This is a genomic window from Hydrogenophaga sp. RWCD_12, assembly GCF_046604225.1.
Classification (GTDB): Bacteria; Pseudomonadota; Gammaproteobacteria; order Burkholderiales; family Burkholderiaceae_C; genus Hydrogenophaga.
The window spans coordinates 363,470-375,787 of sequence record NZ_JBKIXC010000004.1 but is presented as its reverse complement, the minus strand read 5'-3'; the positions used below and the strand labels follow the sequence as shown (position 1 = coordinate 375,787).

14 protein-coding genes and 1 pseudogene are annotated in these 12,318 nt (G+C 67.1%); 9 read left to right on the top strand and 6 right to left on the bottom strand.

The genetic code is table 11. The features are described from left to right. Positions 1 to 15: 15 nt before the first annotated feature. From ACLIJ1_RS17255 to ACLIJ1_RS17245, 3 genes are all read left to right on the top strand, one after another. Positions 16 to 1,812, top strand: coding sequence for an NAD(P)/FAD-dependent oxidoreductase (locus tag ACLIJ1_RS17255; RefSeq protein WP_411366769.1), 1,797 nt, complete (start codon positions 16 to 18; stop codon positions 1,810 to 1,812). 96 nt (positions 1,813 to 1,908) lie between these two features. Continuing rightward, a complete protein-coding gene (locus ACLIJ1_RS17250) occupies positions 1,909 to 2,439 on the top strand; it encodes a hypothetical protein (RefSeq protein ID WP_411366768.1) in 531 nt (176 codons plus the stop codon). Positions 2,440 to 2,553: 114 nt separating this feature from the next. Then, positions 2,554 to 2,781 carry a hypothetical protein gene (locus ACLIJ1_RS17245; RefSeq protein ID WP_411366767.1) on the top strand — a complete coding sequence of 76 codons (228 nt, stop codon included), beginning with the start codon at positions 2,554 to 2,556 and terminating at the stop codon, positions 2,779 to 2,781. A 20-nt stretch (positions 2,782 to 2,801) separates the two neighbouring features. On the opposite strand, the gene ACLIJ1_RS17240 is transcribed toward ACLIJ1_RS17245, so the two are convergent. From ACLIJ1_RS17240 to ACLIJ1_RS17230, 3 genes and pseudogenes are all read right to left on the bottom strand, one after another. Beyond that, positions 2,802 to 3,701, bottom strand: a complete 900-nt coding sequence (locus tag ACLIJ1_RS17240; protein WP_411366766.1) for a DMT family transporter — start codon at positions 3,699 to 3,701, stop codon at positions 2,802 to 2,804. Positions 3,702 to 3,746: 45 nt separating this feature from the next. Then, positions 3,747 to 4,073 (bottom strand): MarR family winged helix-turn-helix transcriptional regulator, encoded by a 327-nt coding sequence (locus ACLIJ1_RS17235; RefSeq protein ID WP_411367031.1) that lies wholly within the window; start codon positions 4,071 to 4,073, stop codon positions 3,747 to 3,749. 156 nt (positions 4,074 to 4,229) lie between these two features. After that, a pseudogene (locus ACLIJ1_RS17230) lies at positions 4,230 to 4,748 on the bottom strand (flavin reductase family protein); the annotation flags it as partial. Positions 4,749 to 4,839: 91 nt separating this feature from the next. Here ACLIJ1_RS17230 and ACLIJ1_RS17225 point away from each other — a divergent pair. The 5 genes from ACLIJ1_RS17225 (at position 4,840) to ACLIJ1_RS17205 (ending at position 10,038) form a co-directional block, all read left to right on the top strand. Then, complete coding sequence (locus ACLIJ1_RS17225) at positions 4,840 to 5,892, top strand: peptidase M29 (RefSeq protein ID WP_411366765.1); 1,053 nt, start codon at positions 4,840 to 4,842, stop codon at positions 5,890 to 5,892. Continuing rightward, the gene (locus tag ACLIJ1_RS17220; protein WP_411366764.1) at positions 5,889 to 6,704 is read left to right on the top strand and encodes an alpha/beta fold hydrolase; all 816 of its coding nucleotides are present in this window, start codon (positions 5,889 to 5,891) and stop codon (positions 6,702 to 6,704) included. Before ACLIJ1_RS17225 ends, ACLIJ1_RS17220 begins: the two co-directional genes overlap by 4 nt. A gap of 38 nt (positions 6,705 to 6,742) precedes the next feature. Continuing rightward, entirely contained in the window at positions 6,743 to 8,026 is a 1,284-nt protein-coding gene (locus ACLIJ1_RS17215; protein ID WP_411366763.1) for an acyl-CoA dehydrogenase family protein, read from the top strand. 61 nt (positions 8,027 to 8,087) lie between these two features. Next, positions 8,088 to 9,032 carry a M14 family murein peptide amidase A gene (locus ACLIJ1_RS17210; RefSeq protein WP_411366762.1) on the top strand — a complete coding sequence of 315 codons (945 nt, stop codon included), beginning with the start codon at positions 8,088 to 8,090 and terminating at the stop codon, positions 9,030 to 9,032. 22 nt (positions 9,033 to 9,054) lie between these two features. Next, on the top strand, positions 9,055 to 10,038 hold the full coding sequence (locus tag ACLIJ1_RS17205; protein ID WP_411366761.1) for a LysR family transcriptional regulator ArgP: 984 nt from the start codon (positions 9,055 to 9,057) through the stop codon (positions 10,036 to 10,038). Here ACLIJ1_RS17205 and ACLIJ1_RS17200 read toward each other — a convergent pair. Next, positions 10,025 to 10,480, bottom strand: coding sequence for a fasciclin domain-containing protein (locus ACLIJ1_RS17200; protein ID WP_411366760.1), 456 nt, complete (start codon positions 10,478 to 10,480; stop codon positions 10,025 to 10,027). The genes ACLIJ1_RS17205 and ACLIJ1_RS17200 overlap by 14 nt on opposite strands. Positions 10,481 to 10,527: 47 nt before the next feature. Beyond that, positions 10,528 to 11,037, bottom strand: a complete 510-nt coding sequence (locus tag ACLIJ1_RS17195) for a fasciclin domain-containing protein (protein WP_411366759.1) — start codon at positions 11,035 to 11,037, stop codon at positions 10,528 to 10,530. A 197-nt stretch (positions 11,038 to 11,234) separates the two neighbouring features. On the opposite strand from ACLIJ1_RS17195, the gene ACLIJ1_RS17190 reads away from it, so the two are divergent. Next, entirely contained in the window at positions 11,235 to 11,873 is a 639-nt protein-coding gene (locus ACLIJ1_RS17190) for a TetR/AcrR family transcriptional regulator (RefSeq protein ID WP_411366758.1), read from the top strand. Between the two features lie 15 nt (positions 11,874 to 11,888). Here the strand turns inward: ACLIJ1_RS17190 and ACLIJ1_RS17185 are convergent, their stop codons facing one another. Further along, positions 11,889 to 12,311, bottom strand: a complete 423-nt coding sequence (locus ACLIJ1_RS17185) for a universal stress protein (RefSeq protein ID WP_411366757.1) — start codon at positions 12,309 to 12,311, stop codon at positions 11,889 to 11,891. Positions 12,312 to 12,318 lie beyond the last annotated feature (7 nt).

Below are 12,318 nucleotides of genomic sequence, written 5' to 3'. Positions count from 1 at the left end.
CACAGGAGACAACCCATGACTGCAAACACGCCCTCCGGGCGGGCACAACGCTGGCTCGACGCCTTTGGCGCCGCGCTGGCGACCGGCAAACCCGATGCCGTGCTTCCCCTCTTCGACGCCGACTGCTACTGGCGCGACCTCGTGTCCTTCACCTGGAACATCCGCACGCAGGAAGGCCACAGCGCGATCGGCGAGATGCTCGCCGCCCGGCAGGCCGACACGGCGGCGTCGAACTTCCAGCTTGAAGGCGACGCGACCGAAGCCGACGGCGTGACCGACGTCTGGTTCACCTTCGAGACCAGGGTCGCGCGCGGTCGTGGCCACCTCCGCCTGAAAGGTGACAAGGCCTGGACGCTGCTGACCACCATGGTCGAGCTCAAGGGTTTTGAAGAGAAGAAGGGCACGCGCCGCATCAAGGGCGCCGAGCACGGCGCGCAGAAGGGCCGCAAGAGCTGGCTGGAGCGGCGCCACGAAGAAGAGGCGCGCCTGGGCTACACCGAGCAGCCTTACGTCGTCATCGTCGGCGGCGGGCAGGGCGGCATCATCCTGGCCGCGCGGCTGCGCCGCCTGGGTGTGCCGACCATCGTGATCGAGAAGAACCCGAACCCGGGCGACAGCTGGCGCAACCGCTACAAGACGCTGTGCCTGCACGACCCGGTCTGGTACGACCACCTGCCGTACCTGCCGTTCCCGGACGACTGGCCGGTGTTCGCGCCCAAGGACAAGGTCGGCGACTGGCTGGAGATGTACGCCAAGGTCATGGAGATCAACTACTGGGGCTCCACCACCGCGAAGAAGGCGCACTTCAACGAAGCCAAGGGCGAGTGGGAACTGACCGTGGACCGCATGGGCAGGGAAGTGGTGTTGCGGCCCAAGCAGCTGGTGTTCGCGCTCGGCGTCTCGGGCTACCCCAACGTGCCGCAGATCGAAGGCGCCGACAGCTTCGAGGGCGACCAGCATCACTCCAGCAAGCACCCTGGCCCCGAGCAGTACGTGGGCAAGAAATGCGTGGTGCTTGGGTCGAACAACTCGGCGCACGACATCTGCGCGGCCCTGTGGGAGAACGGCGCCGACGTGACCATGGTCCAGCGCAGCAGCACGCACATCGCGCCGTCCGACTCGCTGATGGAACTGGCGCTGGGCGGGCTGTACAGCGAGGAGGCGGTGAAGAACGGCATCGACCACCACAAGGCCGACCTCGTGTTCGCCAGCGTGCCCTACAAGATCATGCACACCTTCCACATCCCCGTGTACGACGAGATGAAGAAGCGCGATGCGGACCTGTACGGCCGGCTGGAGAAGGCGGGCTTCATGCTCGACTTCGGCGACGACGGCTCGGGCCTGTTCATGAAGTACCTGCGCCGCGGCTCGGGCTATTACATCGACGTGGGCGCGAGCGAGCTGGTGGCCAACGGCAGCATCAAGCTCAAGAGCCACAACAACATCGAACGCATCAACCCCAAGAGCGTGACGCTGACCGACGGCACCGAACTGCCGGCCGACCTGATCGTCTACGCCACCGGCTTCGGCTCGATGAACCGCTGGCTGGCCGACCTGGTGTCACCCGAAGTCGCCGACCGCGTCGGCAAGGTCTGGGGCCTGGGCTCGAGCACCACCAAGGACCCGGGGCCGTGGGAAGGCGAACTGCGCAACATGTGGAAGCCGACCAACCAGAAGCAGCTCTGGATCCACGGCGGCAACCTGCACCAGAGCCGCCACTACTCGCAGTTCCTGTCGCTGCAACTCAAGGCTCGGTACGAGGGGTTGGACACGCCGGTCTACGGGCAGGCGGCGGTGCACCACCTGCGGTGAGCGCGTGACCCGCTGAGGCTTGTCTATAGTGGGCTGGCGCCAACCGCCAGCCCACGTCATGCCCATTCTTGTTGCGAAGTGCGTTCGGGGAGGTCCATGCTGATCGCCCAGCAACGCTCCGCCCTGTCCGGCTTCACCTACGACCTGCTGTCGGCCGACGGCACCGCGATCGGGGACCTGTGTTTTCCCGACTGGGCCGAGGCGCGCAACGCGCGGCTGAAGAATCCGTCACCCGGACGCCTGTCGTCGAGCATCGACATGACCCTGTCGGGAGCGGCGTACACCATCGAGTTCGAATACACGCGCCGCGGCTGGGAGAACGACACACGCTACGAACTGATGAAGGATGGCGTGTGCGTGGCAGCGGCCGACGTCACGGTGACCGGCCACCTGTTCCGCTCGCCCACCGTTCGCATCACCGGTCCTTGCGTGGGCGAACTCGTGCGCCGCTATGGTCACCTAAAGACACGCTTTGATTGGGTGCAGGGTGGTCAGGTGGCTGGACGCGTGGAAGAGATGGATCTGTTCGCCGTGCGCAGGCGGCTGGGCACCGACCTGCCACCCGGAGTGCCGCTGGCGGTGCAGGGGTTTCTGCTGTTTCTGGTGTTGGTGCTGGCGTATGGGTGATCAACGCGTTAAGGGCAGAATTCAGTGCGCAGGTTCGGTGTCCGGGCGCGAACTCTCTGCGAGCATGGCGCCGACGGTGTCAGGTTTCCACGGTTTGAAACTAGGGGGCAGGATATGAAGAAGCAATGGGAGGTGATCGCGCTCACCTTGTTGAGTCTGGCGCTCTGCGCGGCCGCTGGCACGGCGCTCTACAGGTGGATCACGGAGGGCGACCAGGTCCGGTGTGTGGCCAATGAATTCGCCTTTGGGTGCTCCACGACCCTGGGCTGGTTGATGACCGCGATCGGGGCGGTGGTTGTCGTGGCCGGCGCAGCCCTTTGGGCGCGTTTCTATGACCGGTGACCAGGCCTGTGGCCTGTCGCTCAACCTTTCCGGCTCACCAGCACGATCCCGCACGCCACCCCCACCAGCGCCAGCACCAGCTGTGTGGTCAGCGGTTCGCTCAGCAGCACCACGCCGAACACCAGCGCGAACAGCGGGGTGAGGAAGGTGAAGGTGGACATCTGCGTCGCGGGGTAGTGGCGCAGCATCCACATCCAGGCCAGGTAGCTGGCGAACGCACCCACGGCGGTCTGCAGGAACACCGAGCCCCAGGCCAGCGCGGAGTAGTCGAAGGACCAGGTTTCGCCCAGCGCCAGCGACAGCAGCGGGCAGACCGTGGCGGTCACGCTCAGTTGGTAGAAGAGCGACTTCTCGGCCTGGATGGTCGCGACCTTGGTGGTGCGGATGGCGATGGTGGTCAGGCCCCAGAACATGCCGGCGGCCAGGCCCATCGCGTCGCCTTTCCACTGCCCTGGCGCCGAGCCGTGCAGGAAGGCTTCGCTGAACGCCACGCCCACGGCGGCAAATGCTATGAACAACCCAATCCACTGGATGCCGCGCATCTTTTCGGTGGGCACGAAACGCGGCAGCAGCAAGGCGACCCAGAACGGGCTGGTGTAGAGGAACACGGTCAGGCGCGAGGCGCTGGTGTGCTGCAGGCCGAGGTAGATCAGGCAGAACTCGGCCGCGAACAGCAGGCCGACCAGCAGCCCGCCCTGGAGCGACCCGTCGCGGGTGAAGAGCTTCACACCGCGGACCTGGCACCAGAGCCAGAGCAGGGCGGTGGCGCCGGCCATGCGCACCGAGGCCTGCCACAGCGGCGGGATCTCCCGGCCGGCGAACTTGATCAGGATCTGCTGGAAACCCCAGAAGGCGCAGCACACCACCAGCAAGGTGATGGCAAAGGTGTCGAGGTGGTCTTTGCGTTGGACGGGGGTCATGAAGGCAAGGGTATCCGAGAGAAGCGCGCCAGAGCGCGCATGCGGTCACTGGCCCGAGGCAAGACGCTGCAAGTGGCGCTTGAGGGTTTCGGCCTCACCGGCCGACCAGCGTGAGAGCAGGGTGGTTTCCTGCGCGCGCGCCTGTTCGATCAGGGCGGCCGCGATGCGCTGGCCGTTGGCGGTCGCGGCGACCAGGGTGCGGCGCTGGTCCGCCGGGTCGGACAGCAGTTCGACCAGCCCGTCGTCGGCCATGCGTTGTACCAGCTTGGTCACGGTGGGTTGCTTGGCGAGCACGTCGCGCGCAAGCTGGCCCAGCGGCAGACCGCCCTGCAAGCCGGCGGCCTCGGGCGCGAGGGCCGCGTCGTGCAGCACGGCCAGCACGCGCCAGGCGATGTGGGTCAGGCCCTGCGCGGCGATTGCGTTCTCGAAGTCGCGATAGACCGCGTGGCTGGCCTGGCCGAGCAGGTAGCCGAGGTAGCTGCCGACGAAGCGGTTGTCGGGCGCCTGCGGCGCGCTGGGGTCGGCCTGCAGCGGGTGCTCGGTGTAAAAGCGCCCGCCGTGGAACAGCAGCGGCGAGGCGGTGGGGCGGCGCGTGCAGCGCTCGACCTCGCCGACAAAGATGACGTGGTCGCCCTCGGTGTACTGACTGCGGTTGAAGCATTCGAAGGTGGCGACGCAGCCCCGCAGCAGCGGCGCGCCGCCGGCGCCTTCGTCGAACTCGATGCCGGCCCAGCGGTCGACGCCGCGCGCGGCAAAGCGCTCGGCCAGCGTCTGCTGGTCGGCGGCAAGCACGTTGATGGCGTAGTGCCGGCCCTGGGTGAAGACCGCCATCGAGCCGGCCGCCTTGCCCAGGCTCCACAGCACCAGCGGCGGATCGAGCGAGACCGAGTTGAAGGAGCTGGCCGTCAGCCCGACGGGCTCACCCTGCTCGTTGCGCGCGGTGACGATCGTGACCCCGGTCGCGAACATGCCCAGCGTCGCACGGAAGTCGCGCGGCGAGAAATCGGGAGGGCGGGCCGTGTGGCCGGCGGCACGGGATGGGGACATGGCTGCAATTTATATGAAATTTCATCAATAATGTGTCCGCCCGACGCCAAATCCCCGTTGGCATCGCGGGCCAGGACAAGAGGAGACCCTTATGTTGCAGGAGCGGATCGAGCCCGCGTGGATCGACGCGTTTGAAGCGGTTCTCAGGCGCTGTGCGTTGCAGCCGCGGGACACGGTAGCCATTCTCTGCGAAACCCAGAGCCGGCCGGTACTGATTGAACTCGCGCGGCTGGCGGCGGCCCGTCTGGGCGCGCAAGCCTTCGTGCTGACGCTGCCGTCGGTGTTCGGTGCGGCAGGCGAGCCGGTGACGCGCTCGACCGGCGCATCGCCGGCCATCCAGCAGCTCGGCCCGGTGATCGCGGCGCTGCAGGCCAGCACGCTGGTGATCGACTGCACGGTCGAAGGCCTGATGCACGCGCCCGAGCTGCCGGCCGTCCTGAAAGGCAACGGCACGACGCAACCGCGCATCGTCTACGTGAGCAACGAGCACCCCGAGGCGCTGGCGCGGCTGCTGCCCGACGACGCGACCGAGGCGCGCGTGAAAGACCATGTGAAGCGTCTGCGCGGCGCGAAAGCCATGCGCGTGACCTCGCCGGCGGGCACCGACCTGACCATCTCGCTGCAGGGCGCGGTGGTCGGCGGCAACTGGGGTAGCACCACGCGCCCCGGCACGCTGACCCACTGGCCCGGCGGCATCGTGCTGGCCTTCCCGGCGGCGGGCAGCGTGAACGGCCGTCTGGTGCTGGCCGAGGGCGACGTGAACCTGACCTTCAAGCGCTACATCGAGCGGCCGATCACGCTGACGATTGCCAACGACTACGTGACCCACATCGACGGCGGCGGTGTCGATGCCGAGTTGCTGCGCTCGTACTTTGCGGCGTGGGGCGAAAAAGAGGCCTATGCCGTGAGTCACGTCGGCTATGGCCTTTGCGACGCGGCACGCTGGGACAGCATGTCGCTGTACGACAAGCGCGACTTCAACGGCACCGAGCTGCGCGCCTTTGCCGGCAACTTCCTCTACAGCACCGGCGCCAACGAAACGGCGGGCCGCTACACCCGCGGCCACTTCGACTGGCCGATGCGCGACTGCACCGTGGCACTGGACGGCACGGTGGTCGTCGACGCCGGAAAGGTCGTGTCTTGAACAGCATCCCCACCTTCACGACCCTGGGCACGGGAGACACCGTGCTCATGCTGCACGGCATCGGCGGCGGCCACTTGGCCTTCGCGCCGCAGGTCGAGACCCTGGCCTCGATCGGCTACCGCGCGGTCGCCTGGGACATGCCCGGCTACGGTCACAGCGCGCCGATCGAGCCCTACACCTTCAAGGGTCTGGCGCAGAGCTGCATCAACCTGATCGACGCGCTGCAGTGCGAGAGCGTGGTGCTGGTCGGCCACAGCATGGGCGGCATGGTGGCGCAGGAGGTCATCGCGCGCCGGCCCGACCGCGTGCGCAAGCTGATGCTCTGCGGCACCTCGGCGGCCTTCGGCAAACGCAGCGACGGCAAGAGCGCCGAGGCGTGGGCGCAGCAGTTCATCGCGCAGCGCACCGCGCCGCTGGATGCGGGCCAGACCATGGCCGACATGGCCGCGAAGCTGGTGCCGCAGATGGTCGGCCCGGGTTCGCTGCCCGAGGGCGTGCGGCTGGCCGAGCAGTGCATGGCGGGTGTGCCGGCCGCCACCTACCGGCGCGCGCTGGACTGCATCGTGACCTTCGACCGCCAGGCCGCGCTGGCGCAGATCGGCGTGCCCACGCTGCTGGTGGGCGGCGAGTTTGATCGCGTGGCCGCGCCGTCGGTGATGAAGCAGATGGCGCAGCTGATCCCGCGGGCGCGTTATGTCGAGATGGCCGGTGTCGGCCACCTGATGAACCTCGAAGCGCCCGACGAGTTCGACCGCATCCTGCTGGACTTCCTGCGCGAGCGGCCACCCAAGACACGCCCTGATCTGCACTGAATTCGCTCTGACCACTCACCAGAAAGAGGAGACAACCCATGACCACCCGCCCCGTCAACCCCGTCACTGGTCTGGACTTCACGCCCGCCGTCGGCGACATGCCCTTCACACCGCTGCAGCGCGAGTGGCTGGCCAAGGCGCACGCGCTGGGCCGCGACAAGTTCGCGGCCCGCGCCGCGCAGTGGGACCAGGAAGCCAGCTTCCCGTTCGCCAACTACGACGACCTGCGCGAGCAGGGCTTCCTCAAGCTCTGCGTGCCGACCGAGTTCGGCGGCGCAGGTGCGGACTTCCCGACCTACATGATGGTCGCGGCCGAGATCGGGCGCTTCTGCGGCGCCACGGCGCTGACCTGGAACATGCACATCTGCTCGACCATGTGGACCGGCGTGCTGGCCGACGGCATTGCCATGACCGACGAGCAGCGCGCCGAACACGCGGCGCGGCGCCAGATCCACTTCGCGCGCATCGTGAACGAAGGCAAGCTCTACGCGCAGCCTTTCAGCGAAGGCACGGCCGCCGCGGCCGGCCGCGCGCCGTTCGGCACCACGGCGAAGAAGGTGGTGCTGGACGGCCAAAGCGGCTGGCTGATCAATGGCCGCAAGATCTGGGCGAGCCTGTCGGGCGCGGCCGACTACTACGGCGTGCTCTGCACCGAAGACAAGGGTGACGACCATCCCGACGCGCGCGACACGCTCTACATCAGCGTGCCCGCGACGGCCGAGGGCTTCAGCATCAGCGGCGAGTGGGACCCGCTGGGCATGCGCGGCACGGTCAGCCGCAACCTCACCTTCAAAGATGTGTTCGTGAGCGACGACGAGCAGCTCATGCCGCGCGGCATCTACTTCAAGGGCGCGCAGACCTGGCCGGCGATGTTCAACACGCTCTCGCCGACCTACCTGGGCGTGGCCAATGCGGTCTACGACTTCACCGTGCAGTACCTGCGCGGTGAGATGCCCGGCGAGCCGCCGATCAAACGCCGCCAGTTCCCGACCAAGCAGATCACGGTCGCGCAGATGCGGCTGCAGCTCGAATCGATGAAGAGCCTGTTCACCCGCGCGATCTTCGAGGCCAAGCCCAATCCGACCAAGGACGAGAAGCTGCGCCTCTACGCCGCGCACTACGCCGTGATGGAGGGCGCCAATGACCTGGCGCGCCTGGGCATCCGCACCTGTGGCGGCCAGAGCATGCTCAAGCACCTGCCGCTGGAGCGCCTGTACCGCGACAGCCGCTGCGGCGCGCTGATGCTGCCCTGGACAGCCGAGCTGATCCTCGATCGCATGGGCCGTGAAACGCTTTACGAACCTGGTGAAAAAGACGACTGAGAACAACGACACCGGTGGGCACCGGGAAACCCCTGACACGGCGCATCCCTAGAATCGCGGGATGCGTTCTTCCGAACTCCTCCTTGTGGCCCGCCGTGGCGCCCTGTGTCTGGGGCTGTCTCTGGCCGGCCTGTCGGCGCAGGCCGCCGACGCTTCCCCCTCGCTGATCTCCACCGCCGAAGCGGCCACCGTGCGCGCGCCCGCCACCAATCTGGCCGAACCCTGCGGCGAGTTTGTCGCGCGGCTGCCCAACGTCAAGGCGCCGCTGTGCCAGGCGGCCATGCTGGTGCCGACCTCGGGCAAGTCGGTCGAAGGCCGCAGGCTCTATGCGCGCGACGTGGTGGCGCCCGAGGCGCAGCTGAAGGTGCTGGTGCTGGGCGGCATCCACGGCGACGAACTCTCGTCGTCGTCGGTGGTGCTGCACTGGATCCAGCGCGCGACCGAGACGCCGTCCAACGTGCACTGGCGCTTCCTGCCGGCGATCAACCCGGACGGCCTGATGAAGCGTCCGGCCACCCGCGTGAATGCCCACGGCGTGGACCTCAACCGCAACTTCCCCACGCCCAACTGGGAGCGCGACGCCAAGGTCTACTGGGAACAGCGCACGAAGAAAGACCCGCGCCGCTGGCCCGGGCCCAAGCCGCTGTCCGAGCCCGAGTCCCGCTTCGTGCTCGAAGAGATGGAGCGCTTCCACCCCGATCTGGTGGTGAGCATCCACGCCCCCTACGGCGTGCTCGACTTCGACGGCCCGACCGTGCCGCCGGCGCGGCTGGGCCGCCTGTACCTGGACCAGCTGGGCATCTTCCCTGGCAGCCTGGGCAACTACGGCGGTGTGCACAAGGGCACGCCGGTGGTCACGATCGAACTCAACAGCGCGATCCGCACGCCGCTGGACGTCGAAATGCGCCAGATGTGGCTGGACCTGAACCGCTGGATGGGCGAGCACCTGCGGCCGGCCAAGGACGGCGCTAATGTCGTGCCGGTCAAGGCCAAGAAGGCCGGCTGAGCGCCCGGCGTCGCGGATTCCCATGAGCACCTTCGATCCCGACGCCCTGGAGTGCCTGGCCGCCATCATCGAAGAGGGCGGCTTCGAGCGCGCGGCGCAGCGCCTGTCGATCACGCAGTCGGCCGTGTCGCAACGGCTGCGGGCGCTGGAGGCGCAGGTGGGCACCGTGCTGATCGTGCGCAGCCGCCCGCTCAAGCCCACGGCCGCGGGCCAGCTCATGCTCAAGCACGCCAAGATGATGCGGCTGCTGCGGGCGGACCTGGAAAACGAACTGCGCGAACTGGCGCCGAGCGCGACCGGTGGTGGCCGGGACGAAGACCGCATCTCGATCGCCATCAATGCCGACAGCATCGCCACCTGGGCCTTGCCGGCGCTGGGTGCGCTGGCGCGTCAGGGCCTGCCGGTGGAAATCATCACCGATGACCAGGAGTTCACCCACGAGTGGCTGCGCGAAGGCCAGGTGCTGGGCTGCGTGACCTCACTGGGTCAGGCGCTGCGGGGCTGCAAGATGGAGCCGCTGGGCTGCATGGAATATGTGGTGGTGGCACACCACGACTTCGCGCGCCAGCACTGCCCCAAGGGCCTGAACGCACACAACTTCCACCAGCTGCCGTTCGTGGCCTTCAACCGCAAGGACCATCTGCAGCAGACCTTCGTCGAGCAGGCCTTCGACCTGCCGCGGGTCGGCCTCAAGCAGCTGTTCGTGCCCTCCTGCGAGGGTCAGGTGCGTGCGGTACAGGCCGGCTGGGGCGTGAGCGTGCTGCCCGAGTTGCGGGTGCGCGACTTGCTGCAGAGCGGCGAGCTGGTGAACCTGGCGCCGCGCCACCGCCTGGGCGTGACGCTGTACTGGCACTGCTGGAACCTCAGCTCGGACGTGCTGGATGCGCTGACCGCGGCGCTGAGTGAGGCCGCGGCGCGCAATCTGCTGCCCTGCCGCCCACAAAAAACCCCGCCGAAGCGGGGTTCGAAGCGCAAGGGTCCGGGGCCGGACGTCACTTCGGCATGATGACGCTGTCAATGACGTGAATGACGCCGTTGTCGGCAGCGATATCGGTCTTCACCACATTGGCAGCGTCCACCTTCACCCCACCCATGGTGGTCACGGTGATCTCGCTGCCCTGAACCGTCTTGACCTTGCCGGCCTTGACGTCGGCGGCCATCACCTTGCCGGGTACCACGTGGTAGGTCAGCACGGCGGTCAGCTTGGCCTTGTCCTTCAGCAGCGCGTCGAGGTCGGCCTTGGGCACCTTGGCGAAGGCTTCGTCGGTCGGCGCGAACACGGTGAACGGGCCCTTGCCCTTGAGCGTGTCGACCAGTCCGGCGGCTTGCAGCGCGGTGGCCAGGGTCTTGAACGAGCCGGCCGCCACCGCGGTGTCGACGATGTCCTTGGCGTGGGCGGAACCCAGCGAGGCCAGGGCGATGACGGAGGCAATCAGGGTCTTTTTCATGGGGAACTCCTAAGGGTTAAGGACAGGGGAACAGGAAAGAAAAAAATTTAGGCGGGCGGCAGGATGACCTTGTCGATCACATGCACCACGCCGTTGCTGCAGAGGATGTCGGTGGCCACGATCCCGGCGCTGCGACCGCGGCTGTCGGTGATGCGCAGGTCGGCGCCCACGGTAAAAGTCGCGCCCTGCAGGGTCGCGATCGGGGTGTTCAGGGGAACGTCGGCCTTGAGAACGCGGGCCGGAACGACGTGGTAGGTCAGCACCGCCGTCAGCAAGGTCTTGTTGGCGAGCAAGGCCTCCTTGCTGAGGTGCAGTTCGGACAGCAGCGATGCAAACGCCGCGTTGGTGGGGGCGAACACCGTCAGGGGGCCTGGTGCACTGAGCGCTTCGGCCAGCCCGGCGGCGACCACGGCTTCGACCAGGATGCTCAGGTCGGGCGTGGCCTGAGCGGTCGCGACGATGTTGGCGCGGTCGGGTTCGTCGTCACCGCCGCCGCACGCAGCCAGAAGGCCTGCAGCGGCACTGGCCAGCAACACGGTACGTCTTGGAATCGGCATGTCTGTCTCCTTCGTGTGGAACGTGGGTTGAGACAGCTGGCCGTGCGGAGGAAATGGGGTGGCGCTACTGTCTGGGTGCGATATTAGCCTCAAAAGATCAAAAAGTGACTAGTCGGTATAAATCGCAGACAAGTCAGTATGGTTATCAACTTTTTCGTCCTGATGCGGCACAATGCGAGCGCTACCCAAAGATCACCATGGCCACTGCTGTCTCTTCACCCCCCTCCCGCACCCTTCCCAAGCGCAGTTTTCGCGAGCAGATGCATCTGGCGCGCGAGGACGCGATCGTCTCTGCGGTCAACCGTCTGCTGGCCGAAAAAGGCTTCGATGCCATGACGGTAGACGAGGTCGCGGCCGAGGTGGGCATTGCCAAGGCCAGCCTTTACAAGCACTTCCCGAGCAAGGAAGACCTGGCGGCGGCCGCGATGGTCAGGGTGATGAACCGGGCGCGTGCCTTCCTGGACACGCTGGACCCGAAAGCGCCGCCGCTGGACTTGCTCAAGCAGGTTGCGCGCTGGACCATGGAAGTGCAGCTGGCTGGCGAGATGCCCTCGCTGCCGAGCGAGAACTCCAGCCTGCGGGCCTCGCTGACGACCAACAAGGCCTATGTGGACGGCCTGATGGACGTGAGCGACCGGCTGGGGGGCTGGATCGAGGCGGGGCAGAAGGACGGCAGCATCAATCCGGCGCTGCCCGCGATCGCGGTGCTGTACACCCTCTACGCCCGGGCCTGCGACCCGGTGCTGGGGTTCCTCAAAGGATCAGGCCTCTACAGCGACGGCCAGATCATCGACATGGTGCTGGGCACCTGTTTCGACGGTTTGCGCCAGCGTTGAGCTGGCGCACCGGCGTCAGCGCACCAGCAGGACCGGCACCTTGCAGTGCGCCAGCACTTGCGTGGCCACCGAACCCATCACCAGGTTGCCCAGGGCGCTGTGGCCGTGTGACCCCATCATGACCAGATCGAAGTCGCCGGCATTGGCCTGCTTGGCGATCAGCTCGCCAGGCGTGCCGGTCTTGTGCACGACCTGCGCCTCGATGCCGTGGCGCTTGAGGAACTTGACCACCGGAGCGGTGATCTTTTCCGACTCTTCGGCGTAATAGCTGTTGGCGACCTGTGCGCCGACGGCGGCGCGCGCGCGCGGAGGCAGCGGCATCTGGACGGTGAAGAGGGTGAACTGGTTGCTGGCGCTGAAGACCTCCAGGTGTGTGGTCAGGTAGGCGAGCATTTTCTTGGTGTAGGCGCTGCCGTCCACAGCGAGCAGGATCTTCATGGTGTCT